The following is a 16,065-nucleotide window of genomic DNA, read 5'->3' as shown; positions in this document are numbered from 1 at the left end:
TCGATCGTGCGCCCGGCATAATGAAGCTGATAATCCTTCCCGAGCTGCTTCAGCCGGTCGGCCATCGCGATGATCGGCGTGATTCCGATCCCGCCGGCGATCAGCAGATAATGATCGGCATTCTCGTCGAGCCGGAAGTGGTTCTTGGGGCCGCGGATTTGGACGAGCGTGCCCGGTTCGACGGCGCTGTGGATGAAGGCCGAGCCGCCGCGGCCATTGGCTTCGCGCAGGATCGCGATCTCGATCCGCCGCCGCGTCGCGCTTTCGCTGCACAAGGAATAATTGCGGACATAGTCGCCGACGATCAGGTCGACGTGAGCGCCCGGCGACCAGGCGGGCAGGGGTCTGCCCTCGGCTTCGAGCACGAGCCGCACCACATCCTCCGCCTCGCGATGGACCTCGACGACGCGCATGTCGTGCACGGCGGCGGTGTTTCGCGGCGCTCCGAACGGGAAGTCGACATGGTGGTCGAGGACCGCGCGATCGTTGCGCTCGGGATTGAGCGCCGGATCCCATCGCACGTGAACATGATCCGGTCCGCGGAACGAGGTGTTCGGCAAATAGGTGAACTGCTGCTCGGGCGCCAATTGCATGTGCGGGATGCGCCGCGTGAATTCCTCGACGAAGATGCGCATCTCCATCCGCGCCAGATTCTTCCCGATGCACTGATGGCTGCCATAACCGAACGTCAGATGGTCGGTGGTGTTGGTGCGGTAGATGTCGAAGCTGTCGGGATCGTCGAAATGGCGCTCGTCGTGATTGGCCGAGGTCGAGACGATCAGCAGCTTCGCGCCCTTGGGGATCGCGACACCGCCGACTTGCGTGTCGGCCGTGGCGATCCGCCGCCAGGCAATCACCGAGCCCGAGTAGCGCAGGCATTCCTCGACCGCGTTCGGGATCAGCGACGGGTCCGCGCATAAGGCGTCCCACGCCTCGCGATGGGTCAGCAGCAGCCGCATCGCATTGGCGGCGGCGTGAGCGGTGGTTTCGTGGGCCGCGACGATCCCGGCCATCATCATCGAATGGAGGTAGGAATCGGTGACGACCTCCGGCAGCTCGCGTTGGCGGCGGATCGCATATTGCATCCAGCCTTGCCCGTCGGGGGCCTCGCGCATGCGGTCGAGCACCTCGCCCGCGAAGCGCCAGAATTTGCCGACCGCCTCCGCGACCGCGAGCTGCTCCTCGACGGTCGGCCGCCCCCAGGTGTTGACTGTGTGCGCGATCGAATATTGGCGCAAAGTGTCCATGTCCTTTTCGGGGATACCGAGGAAATGGAGGGCGATGGTGAGCGGGATCTCCCACAGCATCTCATCGACCAGATCGGCCTCGCCGCGAGCGATGAAACGATCGACATATTCGCGGGTCAGCCGCCGCACCATTGGCTCATGGTGCATCAGCTCTTCTTCGAGGAACGATTGCATCAGCGCGCGGCGGCGCTCGGTGTGCGCCGGCTCGTCCTCGTTCACGAGCGTGCGGTTCATCGCATAGCCGTAGCGCTCGAGGATCGCACTCGCCTCGGGGCAGGTGGGGCTCACCTTCTCGAGCGCGATCGCCGGCGAGAAAATGATGTTGTCGCGGAACACCGCCTTGACGTCATCGTAGCGGCTGACCACCCAATAATTAAGCTTGGGGCTAAAGAAGACCGGCTCCTGCTCGCGCGACCACCGCAGGGCCTCGGGCGGATCGACATTGTAGAGGCCTTCGAACATGTCGAATTCGGCGGCTTGCGGCGAGACGTTCGAGCCGGCGTGGAACGGGCATCCGCTCGAAGCTGGAGGCGCTGGCTGCGACTCGTTCATCGGCAACTCTCTCCGCTCGTTCCGCCCGTGCCGGTCGCAAGGGCCGGATGGGTGGCGCCGATCAGCGGCGTCTCATACCCACCATCTTTTAAAAGAGTATATCGGCCCCGATGCGAGGGCACTAGCGGCATCTCCGACACCGCCTTCGCACCAGCAAGCGCCGAGCGCCGCGAGGTCAGCCCGCCGAAACGCTGCCCAACCTCTCCTCGAACAATTGCCGCATTGCGACCCAGCTGCGTTCGTCGGCGTCCTGGTTGTAGCGCGCCACCGGCAGGCCAAGCGCGTCGATGTCGGGGTCGGTGAAGGCGTGGAGCGTATTGCCGTAGACATGAATCTGCCAATCGGCCTTGCTGCTGCGCATCTGCCGCTCGAATTCCTGCACGTCCGCGGGCGGGACGAGCGGATCGTCGGCGCCGGTGCAGACGAGGATGCTCCCGGTCAGGTCCGCGGCTGCGGCGGGATCGGAGAGGGTGAGGCCGCCGTGGAAGCTCACCACCGCGCTCAGCGGCGCACCGCTATAGGCCAGCTCGAGCACCGCGGTGCCGCCGACGCAATAGCCCACTGCACCGAGCTTCGATTCGTCGACCTCGGAGCGAGCGCGGAGCGCCTCGACCCCGGCGGCGAGGCGCCCCCGCCAGGTCGCCACGTCGGCGAACAATCCGCCCATCGCTTCCATCGCTTGCTGAACCTCATAGGTGGCGCCGTTGCCATAATGATCGAGGACGAGCACGACATAGCCGAGCTGGGCGATCATCGCGGCGCGATCGCGCGCATGCTTGGTGAGCCCGAACGCTGCGGGCGCGAGCAGCACGCCGGGGCGCTTACCGTCGGCGCCGGCCGGCTTGAACAGCAGCCCGCGCAGCGGTGCGCCCTGATAGTCGTAGGAAACGTCTTCGAACGTCGGATCGGCGGCCATCTGTCTCTCTCCTGTCGCAGCTTTTGCCTCTTGTCCGAGGCATAGCAGATCGCGGCCCTATGCCTACAGCACACCAGCGCAACGACAAGGGTTGTGCCGCTCTGCCTGCTCCGCCGCGCGCAATCCGGGTTTCATTCGACTACCGGTTCGATTAGCGCGGAGCGACAACGAAAAGCGGAGAGGCGAATGACCAGTCTTGCAGCAGTAGAGGGTGCCGGCGCCGAGAATGTGCTCGTGCTTCACGGGTGGGGGCTCGACAGCAGCGTGTGGCTGCCGGCGCGCTGGCTGACCGATCAGGAACGCTTCACTTACGCTTATGTCGATTATCCCGGTTATGGCGTGAACCGCGATGCGAAGCCCGCCGACGGGATCGACGGAATGGCGCGCTCGGCGCTCGATGCGGCCGATGCCCTTGGCTGGGATCGCTTCGCCATCCTGGGCCATTCGATGAGCGGCGCCGTCGCGCTGCGCGTCGCGACCTTTGCGCCCGAGCGGGTGACATCGATCGTCGCGCTGACGCCGGTGTCGCCGGCGGGCACGCCGTTCGATCCGGCAACCTACGAGATGTTCAAGGGCGCGTGGGACAGTTTCGGAGCCGCGGTCAACGGCGGCCTGGCGCCGACGATGAGCGAGGCGGACATTCGCCGCCTCGTCCAGCGCCACCATGCCACGATGAGCCGGGACGTGTGGGAGGCCTATCTGGCGAACTGGACCGGCTGCAGCTTCATGGAGGAGCTCAGCCGTTGCACGATGCCGGTCAGCATCTTCATCGGCGCGAACGATCCGTTCGTGACCAAGGATTATCTCGCCGACACGATGAAGGCGTTGCCGCACGCAAGTTTCGGCGCCATCGAGGGCGCCGGCCATTATCCGCAGGTCGAGCAGCCAGAGGCGTCGGTCGCCGCTTGGGAGGGCGCGCTCAAGGGCTGACCAGGCCTCTGATCGCAGGTCCGCGTGCTGGTGCGTGTCGCTAGCCCAGGATCTGCGCCTGTTGCCACCCCAGCTCGGCGATCTTGGGCAGATCGGCGATCAGCGCGGCGGCGTGCGGCGAGGCGGCGGTGCCGCGGGCGGCGCGGCCCTTGATGCCGTGGATGATCGCGGCGAAGCGGAACAGGTTGAATGCCAGGTAGAAGTCGAGGCCGGGGATGCCGGCGCGTCCGGTTCGCGCGCAATAAGCGGCGACATAGTCCTGCTCGCTCGGCAGGTTCTGCGCGACGAGATCGACCCCGGCCAGGCCAGGGATCGTCAGGCTCGGCATTCGGTACATCATCAGATGATAGGCGAAATCGGCGAGCGGATGGCCGAGCGTCGACAATTCCCAATCGAGCACCGCGAGCACGCGCGGCTCGCTGGGATGGAAGATGAGATTGTCGATACGGAAGTCGCCGTGGACGATGCTGGTCTCATCGCCCGGTGGGATGTGCGCAGGCAGCCATTCGACCAGCCGATCCATGTTGGGATCGCGCCCCGCCTCCGTGTCACTGAGATATTGCTTGGACCAGCGGCCGATCTGGCGAGCGAAATAGTCGCCGGGGCGGCCGTAATCGCCAAGACCGATCGTGTCGGGCGCGATGCCGTGAAGCTGGGCGATCGTCGCGTTCATCGCATCATAATAGGCCGGCCGCTCGCCGCGCGGCACCTCATCGAGCGTCGCCTTCCAGAAGATCCGCCCCTCGACCATGTCCATCACGAAGAAGGACGTGCCGATGACGCTCTCATCGTCGCACAAAGCATGGACGTGCGGCACCGGGAAGCCGGCTCTCCCGAGCGCTGCCATCACGCGGGCCTCGCGCTCGACCGCGTGCGCGCCCTTGAGCAGCTCGCCCGGCGGCTTGCGCCTGAGGACGTAGCTGCGGCCAGGTGTGATCAATTTGTAGGTCGGGTTCGATTGGCCGCCCTTGAACTGCTCGACCGTCAGCGGCCCTCGGTAGCCGGCGACATTCGCTTCCATCCAGCGCGCGAGCGCGGCTTCGTCGAACCTGTGCGCTTCGCGGACCGATCCGCTGCCCGCGAACGGGCTGTCATCGCCCATCGTTGCCCTTCAGCGCATCGCGCTTGATCTTCTTGGCGAGCGACCATTTGTGGACCTCGGTCGGCCCGTCGTAGATGCGGAACGCGCGGATCTCACGGAACACCTGCTCGACGATCGTGTCGCCGCTGACGCCGGTTCCGCCCATCACCTGGACGCAGCGGTCGGCGACCCGGAACAAGGCGTCTGACACCGCGACCTTGGCCATCGAGCTTTCGGCGGTGCCGAGCGAGCCCTCGTCGAGGAGCCCGGCGCACCAGTCGGTCATCAGCTCGGCCTGCTTGAGGTCGATCGCATTGTCGGCGAGCATGAAGCCGACGCCTTCATGGTCGATCAGCAATTTGCCGAACGCCTGGCGCTTGACCGCATAAGCAGTCGCGATCTCGTGGGCGCGGGTCGCAGCGCCGTGCCAGCGCATGCAGTGCGACAGCCGCGCCGGTGAGAGGCGGACCTGCGCATAGCGGAAGCCCTCATGGACCTCGCCCAAGATCTGGTCTGCGGGCACGCGCAGCTCGTCGATCGCGATGATCGCATGGCCGCCGGGCATCGCGCTGTCGATCGTGTCGAGCACGCGTTCGACCTTGATCGCCGGGTCGGGCAGGTCGACCAGGAACATCGTCGCGGCGAGCCGCTCGTCCGTGCCGCTATTGGCCATGACGATCCCGACCCGCGCACCGACCGCGCCGGTGATGAACGCCTTGCGCCCCGAGATCACCCAATGGTTGCCGTCGAGCCGCGCCCGCGTCTTCATCATCGACGGGTCCGAGCCGGCACCGCCCTCGTCGGCTGGCTCGGTCATGAAGAAGGCGGAGCGCGCCTCGCCGGCGATCAAAGGCGCCAGGAAGCGCGCCTTCTGCTCATCGGTGCCGACCTTGCCGATCAGGTACATATTGCCTTCATCGGGCGCGGCGGTGTTGAGCGCGACCGGCCCGAGCGGCGACAGTCCCGACTTGCGCAGCACGATCGCGGTCTCGCGCTGATTGAGATGCGATCCGTCGACCAAAATATGCGGCGTCATCAGGCCCGCAGTGCGGGCCTTGGCGCGCAACTCCAAGACCAGCTCCTCGCTTGGGCCATGCGCGCCGCAACGCGGATCGCGTTCGTAGGGGACGACGACGTCGCGGACAAAGCGCTCGACCCGGCTCGCGAGCGCTTCGACACTGGAGGGGCCCTGATCGGTCATCGGCGGCTCACAGGCTGTTGACGACGTGGCCGCCGTCGACCGAGACGATCGCGCCGGTCATGTAGAGCGAGGCATCGGAGGCGAGCAGCAGCAACGGCCCGTCGAGATCCTCGTAGCGGCCGATGCGCCGCTGCGGGATGCGCTTGATCGCGGCTGCGCCGGCGTCGGTCTCCCAGAAATGGGCGTTGAGCTCGGTCTTGAAATAGCCGGGCGCGATGGCGTTGACGCGAATGCCGTAGCGCGCCCATTCCAGCGCGAGCGTCTGGGTGAGCTGGACCACGCCGGCCTTCGACACCGCATAAGGCAGCACGCCGCTGGTCTGACGCAGCCCGAGCACCGACGCGATGTTGATGATCGAACCGCCTTTTTCAGCGGCGCGCATCAGCCGCCCGGCCATTTGCGCGACGAGGAACGCTCCCTTGAGGTTGGTGTCGATGACCGCGTCCCAATCCTCCTCGCTCTGGTCGAAGGCGGACGCTTCGCGCACGATCCCGGCATTGTTGACGAGGATGTCGAGCCGGTCGAGCTGCGCTTCGGCGGCGGCGACCGAGGCGGTATCGCTGACGTCGAGCGCAATCGCGCGGGCGGTGCCGCCCTCCGCCTCGATCTCGCCGACCAGCCGCTCGAGTGCTTCGACACGGCGCGCGCCGATCACCACCTCGGCGCCGGCGCGCGCGAGCACCCGCGCGAAATGCACGCCAAGGCCGCTCGATGCGCCGGTCACCAGCGCGGTGCGTGATTTCAGGTCGAACCGGCCGGACGCGTCGCTCATTCCATCCCCTCTATCCTACCCCCTGCGACGCCACCGCGTCGGTGCCGATCCGCGGTGCGGCGGAGCAGGAACCTTTGTGGTGCCGGGTGTCGGACTCGAACCGACGACCTACCGCTTACAAGGCGGTTGCTCTACCAGCTGAGCTAACCCGGCCCCGGAAATCCCATGCGTCAAGGGACGCCGAAGGTCCAGCCCTCGGTACGCGCGATTTCGGGGGTCAGGCCGGCCGGCTGCCAATAGCTTGGGCGGTCGGCGATCGCGCGCAGGCCGGCTGCGGCGATGAGCACGTCGGTCTCATGATCGTTTGGAGCGGCGGAGGCGGTGAACGGCCTGCTGCCGAGGGTCGCCAGCGCGTGGTTGAGCGGCTCCAGCGCGCGCACCTTGCCCCCCGGCAAGCCGCCGAGGCGGATGAACACGCGGGTATAGATTTCGACCACGAGGCTGCCGGTCGCCGGGAGCGGGTCGAACGGCCAGACCGGCACTCGGCCTTCGAGCCGGTGGAGCAGCCGCATCCCCGCATAGCTCGCCTTCGCGACCTGCGATGCGCCGATCGCATCGTAGAGGGTCGAGGCCTTGCCGCCGCCCATCGCATTGAACGCATGTTCGCAGAGCCGGTGATGGAGGAAGTCGGCCTTGGTCCCGTCGGCAGCGCCGAAATAGAAATGCGGCCGGTGATGCTGTTCGAGAAAGCTTGCGGCGCCGAGATCCTCGTCCTCGCACAAGGCGTCGACATAGGCCCAGAAGCTGCGCGCATCTTCGGGGACGGCCGCTTCGCCGGGCAGATAGGCGCCGCGTTCGTGCAGCGGCGGCGCATAGCTGAAGTCGAAGCCGAACAGGGTAGGGGCCTCGTCCGCCGCGGCGAGCAGCCATTCGAGCACCTCGCTGCGTGACCACGGCCGGTCGCGCTCGACCAGCTTCGGCGCCGCCTCGCCGGCCTCGCAGACCGCGATCGCGATGCCCTTGTGACGGCGGCCCTTGGCGCCCGACCAGTCGATCGCGGCGAAACGTCCGAAGCGGCTCACACCAGAGGCGGCTGGCTTTCGTCCTCGCGCGGGCTGCGCGGGGCGCGGGGCCGCGCGGGCACGCTCGGCGGGCGATTGGCGTCGGTCCAGCGTTCGAGCAATTTGTGCGCGGTCGGCCGCCCGCCAAGCCCGAATGCGAGCGCGCAGGCGACCGCCGCCGATCCGATGATCGATCCGAAGGCGATGATCACGATCTCGTTGGCGAGGCCCATGAAGCGCAGGCCCATTGCAACCGACAAGGCGATGATCGACCATTTGAGGATGGCGGGAAGCCAGCCTTCGCTGCCGCTGCCGCTGACCAGCTTCGACACGATCCGGGCGATGACGACGCCGACCAGGATGATCGCGGTGCCGAACAGCACCCGGCTGCCAAGCTCGAGCGCCTGCGCGAGCATCATCGCGATGATCGGCGAATCGAGCAATTCGGCGGCCTTGATCGCGAAGAACAAAAGGATCGCGATCATCACCACCGCGCCGACGGTGCGCGATGGCGTCGTGCTCTCGGTCGAGATGCCGATCGCGCTCACCGCGCGGTCGAAGCCCATCGAGGGAAGGATCTGCTCGATCGCGCTCTTGGCGACTCTGCCGACCATATAGCCGATCGCGAGCAGGATCAGCGCCCCGGCGATGCGCGGGATCGCGAGGCCGATGGCGGTCAGCATCTCGCGCGCGGGGCCGGCGATCACCTCGATCTGGAGCACGTCGAGCGCCATGATCGTGAACGGGATGATGATCAGGAAAAAGACGATCGTGCCGACCGAGCGGCTGATCGAAGGCCTGCCCGACACGGCCGGGGGCGCGCCGGCGGCCGTGGCCGGCGCCGTGCCGGCGCTCTCGACGAGGCCGGTCCGGCGCAGCCAGCCGTCGGCATTGGCGGCGAGCAGGGCGCCTTCGACGATCCGCCGCACGATCTTGGCGAGCACCAGGCCGATGAAGAAGACCAGCCCCGCGCCGACGATGTTGGGAATGAACGAGAATGTGGTGGTGGTCAGGCGGTTGACCGGCTCGAGCACCTGGGTGAGCCGAAGCGGCTGCAGCGCGAGCAGGATGCCGACCAGCAGCAGCAGCCAGAAGGCGACGTCGCCGATCAGGCTGCCGACCGTCTTGCCGGGCTCCGCCTCATGATGGCGCTGGAGGATCGGGATCCGGTCGACCAGCCGGGCGATCGCCCATTTCGCGGCGCGCGCCAGGATATAGGCGACGATCAGGATCGCGATCGCGCTCAGGATGCGCGGCGTCCATTCGTAGCCTTGGACCTGCCAGTAATTGGTGTCGCCGTTCACGCCGTACATACGGGTTCCTCCACTCGATCCGGCCCTGTGTTCGCTGCTGCGGCCGCCGGCATTGCCTCAGCTTTTGCCGCGTTCCTGACGAAGCCGCGACCAATAGGCAAGCCGCTCGGCGAGTTTGGCCTCGAACCCTCGGTCGGAGGGCTCGTAGAACGTCTGGGGCGGCATCTCCTCGGGCCAATAATTGTCGCCTGAGAATGCCTCGTCGGCATGGTGATCATAATGATAGTCTTTGGCGTAGCCGATGTCCTTCATCAGCCGCGTCGGCGCGTTGAGGATGTTCTTCGGCGGCATCAGCGATCCGGTGTCGCGCGCCGATCGCCACGCCGCTTTCTGCGCCTGATAGGCTGCGTTCGATTTCGGCGCGGTCGCGCAATAGAGGCAGGCCTGGGCGATCGCGAGTTCGCCTTCGGGCGAGCCGAGGAAATCATAAGCGTCCTTGGCCGCCAGGCATTGCACCAGCGCCTGCGGATCGGCGAGGCCGATGTCCTCGGACGCGAAGCGGGTGATGCGGCGCAGGACGTAGAGCGGCTCCTCGCCCGCCACCAGCATCCGCGCCAGATAATAAAGCGAGGCCTGCGGGTCGGAGCCGCGCATCGCCTTGTGGAGCGCCGAGATCAGATTGTAATGGCCCTCGCGGTCCTTGTCGTAGACCGCCACCCGGCGGTGGAGCAGCGCCGAAAGGCCGGCCGGATCGAGCGGCTCTTCGATCGCGATCGAAAACAAGGTCTCGGCCTGGTTGAGCAGGAAGCGGCCGTCGCCGTCGGCCGTTGCGATCAGCGCCTCGCGCGCGGCCGGCGTCAGCGGCAGCGCACGATCCATCAGCGCCTCTGCGCGCTCGAGCAGCCGGTTGAGCGCCGCAGTGTCGAGCCGGTTGAGGATCAGCACCTGCGCCCGCGACAGCAAGGCCGCGTTGAGCTCGAACGAGGGATTTTCGGTGGTTGCGCCGACCAGCACCACCGTCCCGTCCTCGACATAGGGCAGGAAGCCGTCCTGCTGCGCGCGGTTGAAGCGGTGGATCTCGTCCACGAACAGCAAGGTGTGCCTGCCGAGCCGCGCATGCTCGCGTGCCTCGGCGAACAGTTTCTTGAGATCCGCCACTCCGGAAAACACCGCCGAGATAGCGACGAAGCGCATTCCGACCGCATCGGCAAGCAGCCGCGCGATCGTCGTCTTGCCGGTTCCCGGCGGACCCCAGAAGATCATCGAGGCAAGCTTGCCCGCCGCGACCATCCGCCCGATCGCGCCTTCGGGACCGGTCAGATGATCCTGGCCGACGACATCGTCGAGCCGCTGCGGCCGTAGCCGATCGGCGAGCGGCGCATTGTCCGCAGCGGCGCGCGGCGCCGCGGGGGAGGGAGCCTCATTTTCGAACAGGTCGGCCACGCCCCGTGCAGTACCCCATTTGATGCCGAGTTGGAATCCGCGCTGCGATGGTCGCGCCCCGGCTAAGGAACCGGGCTCGAGCGCGGCAGCCTGCCGCCTGCCGCACGCTGGCGGATGATGCGCAAATAGGAATCGATCAGCGCCGCGTTGACCTCGTCCCAGCCGTAGGGGCCGCTGGCAGCCTCGCCGGCCGCTCCCGCCGCGCGGCGCGCTTCGGCATCGGTGCAGTAGAAGGCCAGCGCATCGGCATAGGCCGTGATGGCGCCGCCGCGGATCAGCCGTCCGGTGCGGCCATCATCGACCAGGCACTGGCTTCCGGTCGCGATCGCGGCGACGACCGGTATGCCGACCGCCATCGCCTCGAGCGTCACGTTGCCGAACGTCTCGGTCATCGACGGGTTGAACAGCATGTCCATCGACGCGATCGCCCGGCCGACGTCACCGCCGCGCTGGAAGCCGACAAAGATGGCATTGGGCAGCCGCTTCTCGAACCAGTTGCGCGCCGGGCCGTCACCGACGACCAGCACCTTGTGGCGCACCTGGCGCCGCTCGAGATGATCGATCGTGTCCGAAAAGACGTCGAGGCCCTTTTCCATCACCACCCGCCCGGCAAATCCGATCACCGGCACGTCGTCCGCGATGCCGAGGCTTCGTCGCCATGCCGGATCGCGCCGCCCTGGATTGAAGATCTCGCGGTCAATGCCGCGCGTCCAGATGCCGACGTCGAAATTCATCCTTTGCTCGCGCAGCAATTGCGCCATCGATTCCGAGGGAGCGAAGATCGCGTCGCAGCGCCGGTAGAAACGGCGCAGGCCGGCGACGACCAGCGGCTCGAGGAAGGCGAGCCCATAATAGCGGAAATAGGTCTCGAAGCGGGTGTGGACCGAGGCCACGACCGGCACATCGAGCCGGCGCGCGAGCGTGACCGCGCGATGGCCGAGCAGCTCGGGGCTGGCGACGTGGAACATGTTGGGCCGGAAGCGACGGATGTCTCGCTTCGCCGACGGCGGGAGCATGATTGGCGCCCGATATTCGGCGCGGCGCGGAATTGGGATGGACGGCACGCCAACGACGTCGCCGTTGGGCGGGAAGGCGGGCTTTTTCACCGTCGGCGAGTAGATCCGCACCGCGGCGCCGCGGCGGAGCAGAAACTCGACCAGCCGGTTGAGCGCCTGGTTGGCGCCGTCGCGGACATAATTGTAATTGCCGGTGAACAGCGCGATGCGAAGGTCGGAAATGTCCATTTGCGCCCTGACTAGTCAGTGCGGACGGAAAGACCAAGCAAAGCAGCCTCCGTTCGGCGCACGCCCGCCACAAAACCCTGACGTCGCCGCGCACAAAAAACCCCGCCGGAGCGATCCGGCGGGGTCCTTTGGCTTTAGCAGGCTTTAGTCCTGCAGATACTCGCCGGCATCGGCATCGGTGCCGTGCCCGGTCGGAGCGACCGCGGCGAGCGGATCGTCGCCGATCGCCGCTTCCGGTCCCTGCGCCAGCTCGGCCGCATGCTCCTCGGCCGCCGTGTTCGGCAGGATGAGCGCTTCCTGCAGCTTGCGGTGCTGCGCGCGCAGCGCCGCATCGCGGCTGGTGGCGGCAACGCGCAGCCGGTTCATGCCCGCGCCGGTGCCCGCCGGGATCAGGCGGCCGACGATGACATTCTCCTTGAGCCCGTCGAGCGTGTCGATCTTGCCCTGCACGGAGGCTTCGGTGAGCACGCGGGTCGTCTCCTGGAACGACGCGGCCGAGATGAAGCTGCGCGTCTGGAGGCTCGCCTTGGTGATGCCGAGCAGCACCGGCTTGCCTTCGGCGAGCGTCTTCTTCTGCGCCTTCAGCTTGGCGTTGACCTCGTTCATCTCCATCAGGTCGACCTGCTCGCCCGGCAGGAAGGTGCTGTCGCCCGCATCGGTGATCTCGACCTTCTGCAGCATCTGGCGAACGATCACCTCGATGTGCTTGTCGTTGATCTTCACGCCCTGCAGTCGATAGACCTCCTGGATCTCCGAGACGAGATATTCGGCCAGCGCCTCGACCCCGAGCACCTCGAGGATGTCGTGCGGATCGGGGCTTCCGCCGATCAGATTGTCGCCGCGCTTGATGAAGTCGCCTTCCTGCACGTCGATGACCTTCGACTTCGGCACCAGATATTCGACCGGCTCGCTGCCGTCGTCGGGACGGATCGCGATCTTGCGCTTGGCCTTATAGTCCTTGCCGAATTCGACCCGGCCGGAGACCTTGGCGATGATCGCATTCTCCTTGGGCTTGCGCGCCTCGAACAGCTCCGCCACCCGCGGCAGACCGCCGGTGATGTCGCGGGTCTTGGCAGCTTCGCGCGAGACGCGGGCCAGAACTTCGCCGGCGGCGACCTTCTGTCCGTCCTCGACCGAAAGCGTCGCACCCGGCGAGAGCATGTAGCGTGCCGCCTCACCGCTCTCCTCGTCGAGGAGGGTGATGCGCGGACGCAGATCCTCCTTCGAACGCGCGGAGCCGCGGAATTCGGTCACCACCCGCTGGGCGATGCCGGTCGCCTCGTCGGTTTGCTCGACGAGCGTCTTGCCCTCGACCATGTCCTGGAATTTCACGATGCCGCCTTTTTCGGTGATCACCGGCATCATGAACGGATCCCATTCGGCGATCCGGTCGCCCTTCGAGACGATATGGCCGGTGTCGGCCATCAGGTGGGCGCCGTAGGGAATACGGTGCACCGCCCGCTCGCGGCCGTCCATGTCGACGATCGCGAGCTCGCCGTTGCGGGCCATCGCCACCCGCCGACCACGCGCATCGACGATCGTCGGCAGGTCGCGGAACTCGATCGTGCCGTCCGCAACCGCTTCGAGGTTCGACGTCTCGTTGAGCTGCGCGGCGCCGCCGATGTGGAAGGTCCGCATCGTCAGCTGGGTGCCCGGCTCGCCGATCGACTGGGCGGCGATCACGCCGACCGCCTCGCCGATGTTGACCGGCGTTCCGCGCGCGAGGTCGCGCCCGTAGCATTTGCCGCAGACGCCGTGCTGGCTCTCGCAGATCAGCGGCGAGCGGATCTTGACCGCCTGGATGCCCATCTCGTCGATGCGCAGCGCAGCGGGCTCGTCGATCAGCTCGCCTTCCTTGGCGAGGACGTCGCCGGTCTTATCGTCGACGATGTCTTCGGCCGGGGTGCGGCCGAGGATCCGCTCGCCGAGCGACGCGATCACGGCGCCGCCCTGGACGATCGCGCGCATGTCGAGCGACCTGTCGGTCTTGCAGTCGAGCTCGACGATCACGCAATCCTGGCTGACGTCGACCAGACGGCGGGTCAGATAACCCGAGTTCGCCGTCTTGAGCGCGGTGTCGGCCAGGCCCTTGCGGGCGCCGTGCGTCGAGTTGAAATATTCAAGGACGGTGAGGCCTTCCTTGAAGTTCGAGATGATCGGCGTCTCGATGATCTCGCCCGAAGGCTTGGCCATCAGGCCGCGCATGCCGGCGAGCTGCTTCATCTGCGCCTGCGAACCGCGGGCACCCGAATGCGCCATCATGTAGATCGAGTTGATCGGGGCGGCACGGCCGTTCTCGTCGAGCGGCTGGGCCTTGATCTTCTCCATCATCGCGTTGGCCACCTGGTCGCCGCAGCGGCTCCAGGCGTCGATCACCTTGTTGTATTTCTCCTGCTGGGTGATCAGCCCGTCCTGATATTGCTGCTCATAGTCCTTCACGAGCGCACGAGCGTCGTCGACCAGCTGCACCTTCTCCGGCGGGATGATCATGTCGTCCTTGCCGAAGCTGATGCCGGCGCGGAACGCGTGGCGGAAGCCGAGGCCCATGATCGCGTCGGCGAACAGCACGGTCTCCTTCTGCCCGGTGTGGCGATAGACGGTGTCGATGACGTCGCCGATCTCCTTCTTGGTGAGCAGGCGGTTGACCGTCTCGAACGGCACCTTGTGGCTCTTCGGCAGGGTCTCGCCGAGCAGCATGCGGCCCGGCGTGGTCTCGACCCGCTTCATATATTCCTTGCCGGCCTCGTCGACCTGGGGAACGCGGCTGGTGATCTTGGTGTGCAGGGTCACCGCCTTGGCGTGGAGAGCCTGGTGGACCTCGTTCATGTCGGACAGCAACGAGCCTTCGCCCGGCTCGCCGTCACGCTCGAGCGACAGATAATAGAGCCCGAGCACCATGTCCTGCGAGGGAACGATGATCGGCTTGCCGTTGGCAGGCGAGAGGATGTTGTTGGTCGACATCATCAGCACGCGTGCTTCGAGCTGGGCCTCAAGGCTCAGCGGGACGTGCACGGCCATCTGATCGCCGTCGAAATCGGCGTTGAACGCCGCGCAGACGAGCGGATGGAGCTGGATCGCCTTGCCCTCGATCAGCACCGGCTCGAACGCCTGGATGCCGAGACGGTGGAGCGTCGGCGCGCGGTTCAGCAGCACCGGATGCTCGCGGATCACCTCGTCGAGGATGTCCCAGACTTCCTTGCGTTCCTTCTCGACCCACTTCTTCGCCTGCTTCAGGGTCATCGACAGACCCTTGGCGTCGAGCCGCGAGTAGATGAACGGCTTGAACAGCTCAAGCGCCATCTTCTTGGGCAGGCCGCATTGGTGGAGCTTGAGCTCCGGACCGGTGACGATCACCGAACGGCCCGAATAATCGACGCGCTTGCCAAGCAGATTCTGGCGGAAGCGGCCCTGCTTGCCCTTGAGCATGTCGCTGAGCGACTTGAGCGGACGCTTGTTGGCGCCGGTGATCGTGCGGCCGCGGCGGCCGTTGTCGAACAGAGCGTCGACCGACTCCTGCAGCATGCGCTTTTCGTTGCGCACGATGATGTCGGGCGCGCGCAGCTCCATCAGCCGCTTCAGGCGGTTGTTGCGGTTGATCACGCGGCGGTAGAGATCGTTGAGGTCGGAGGTTGCGAAGCGGCCGCCGTCGAGCGGCACCAGCGGGCGAAGCTCGGGCGGGATCACGGGAACCACGTCGAGGATCATCCACTCCGGCCGGTTGCCCGACTCGAGGAACGATTCGACCACCTTGAGCCGCTTGATGATCTTCTTGGGCTTCAGCTCCGACTTGGTCTCGGCGAGCTCCTTCAGCAGGTCCTCGCGCTCACCCTCGAGGTCGAGGTCCATCAGCATCTGCTTGACGGCCTCGGCGCCGATGCCGGCCGAGAAGGCGTCCTCGCCATATTCGTCCTGCGCCTCGAGCAGCTCGTCCTCGGTCAGCAGCTGGTATTTCTCGAGCGCGGTCAGGCCGGGCTCGATCACAACATAGGCTTCGAAATAGAGGATGCGCTCGAGCTGCTTCAACTGCATGTCGAGCAGCAGGCCGATGCGGCTCGGCAGCGACTTCAGGAACCAGATGTGGGCGACCGGCGCGGCGAGCTCGATATGGCCCATGCGCTCGCGCCGGACCTTCGAGACGGTCACCTCGACGCCGCACTTCTCGCAGACGATGCCCTTGTACTTCATGCGCTTGTACTTGCCGCACAGGCATTCGTAATCCTTGATCGGACCGAAGATGCGCGCGCAGAACAGGCCGTCACGCTCGGGCTTGAACGTGCGGTAGTTGATCGTCTCGGGCTTCTTGATCTCGCCGAACGACCACGAGCGGATGCGTTCCGGCGAGGCGATGCCGATCTGGATCTGGTCGAAGGTCTCCGGCTTGGCGACCGGATTGGCGAAATGGGTCAGTTCGTTCATATTCTCTGT

General features: G+C 66.3%; 11 protein-coding genes and 1 tRNA gene. 1 reads left to right on the top strand and 11 read right to left on the bottom strand.

The annotated features are described in order from the left end of the window. Positions 1-1,799, bottom strand: a 1,799-nt coding sequence (locus tag V6M48_RS07000; RefSeq protein WP_332811815.1) for a cytochrome P450, incomplete at its 3' end; no start/stop codon positions are given. Positions 1,800-1,974: 175 nt separating this feature from the next. Further along, a complete protein-coding gene (locus tag V6M48_RS06995; RefSeq protein WP_332811814.1) occupies positions 1,975-2,715 on the bottom strand; it encodes a dienelactone hydrolase family protein in 741 nt (246 codons plus the stop codon). A gap of 186 nt (positions 2,716-2,901) precedes the next feature. Here V6M48_RS06995 and V6M48_RS06990 point away from each other — a divergent pair, with 186 nt between their 5' ends. Then, positions 2,902-3,645: an alpha/beta hydrolase gene (locus tag V6M48_RS06990; RefSeq protein ID WP_332811813.1), complete on the top strand. Its 744-nt coding sequence runs from the start codon at positions 2,902-2,904 to the stop codon at positions 3,643-3,645. A 40-nt stretch (positions 3,646-3,685) separates the two neighbouring features. Here V6M48_RS06990 and V6M48_RS06985 read toward each other — a convergent pair whose 3' ends face one another. The 9 genes from V6M48_RS06985 to rpoC all read right to left on the bottom strand — a co-directional run bounded on the left by V6M48_RS06985 (position 3,686) and on the right by rpoC (position 16,056). Then, positions 3,686-4,747: a phosphotransferase gene (locus tag V6M48_RS06985; RefSeq protein WP_332811812.1), complete on the bottom strand. Its 1,062-nt coding sequence runs from the start codon at positions 4,745-4,747 to the stop codon at positions 3,686-3,688. Then, the gene (locus V6M48_RS06980; protein ID WP_332811811.1) at positions 4,737-5,927 is read right to left on the bottom strand and encodes an acyl-CoA dehydrogenase family protein; all 1,191 of its coding nucleotides are present in this window, start codon (positions 5,925-5,927) and stop codon (positions 4,737-4,739) included. Before V6M48_RS06980 ends, V6M48_RS06985 begins: the two co-directional genes overlap by 11 nt. A 7-nt stretch (positions 5,928-5,934) precedes the next feature. Then, entirely contained in the window at positions 5,935-6,699 is a 765-nt protein-coding gene (locus V6M48_RS06975; protein ID WP_332811810.1) for an SDR family NAD(P)-dependent oxidoreductase, read from the bottom strand. A gap of 77 nt (positions 6,700-6,776) precedes the next feature. Continuing rightward, positions 6,777-6,852: transfer RNA gene (locus V6M48_RS06970), tRNA-Thr, on the bottom strand. A 17-nt stretch (positions 6,853-6,869) separates the two neighbouring features. Then, positions 6,870-7,721, bottom strand: coding sequence for a hypothetical protein (locus V6M48_RS06965; protein ID WP_332811809.1), 852 nt, complete (start codon positions 7,719-7,721; stop codon positions 6,870-6,872). Further along, complete coding sequence (locus tag V6M48_RS06960; RefSeq protein WP_332811808.1) at positions 7,718-9,013, bottom strand: mechanosensitive ion channel; 1,296 nt, start codon at positions 9,011-9,013, stop codon at positions 7,718-7,720. Before V6M48_RS06960 ends, V6M48_RS06965 begins: the two co-directional genes overlap by 4 nt. Positions 9,014-9,070: 57 nt before the next feature. Further along, positions 9,071-10,396, bottom strand: coding sequence for a replication-associated recombination protein A (locus V6M48_RS06955; protein WP_332811807.1), 1,326 nt, complete (start codon positions 10,394-10,396; stop codon positions 9,071-9,073). A gap of 62 nt (positions 10,397-10,458) precedes the next feature. Further along, entirely contained in the window at positions 10,459-11,640 is a 1,182-nt protein-coding gene (locus tag V6M48_RS06950) for a glycosyltransferase family 4 protein (RefSeq protein ID WP_332811806.1), read from the bottom strand. A 144-nt stretch (positions 11,641-11,784) separates the two neighbouring features. Next, positions 11,785-16,056, bottom strand: a complete 4,272-nt coding sequence (rpoC, locus tag V6M48_RS06945; RefSeq protein WP_332811805.1) for a DNA-directed RNA polymerase subunit beta' — start codon at positions 16,054-16,056, stop codon at positions 11,785-11,787. Positions 16,057-16,065 lie beyond the last annotated feature (9 nt).

Source organism: Sphingomonas sp., assembly GCF_036677245.1.
In the GTDB taxonomy this organism is placed as follows: Bacteria; Pseudomonadota; Alphaproteobacteria; order Sphingomonadales; family Sphingomonadaceae; genus Allosphingosinicella.
Note: the sequence above shows the minus strand (reverse complement) of the source record. Positions and strands in the feature narration are given on the sequence as shown.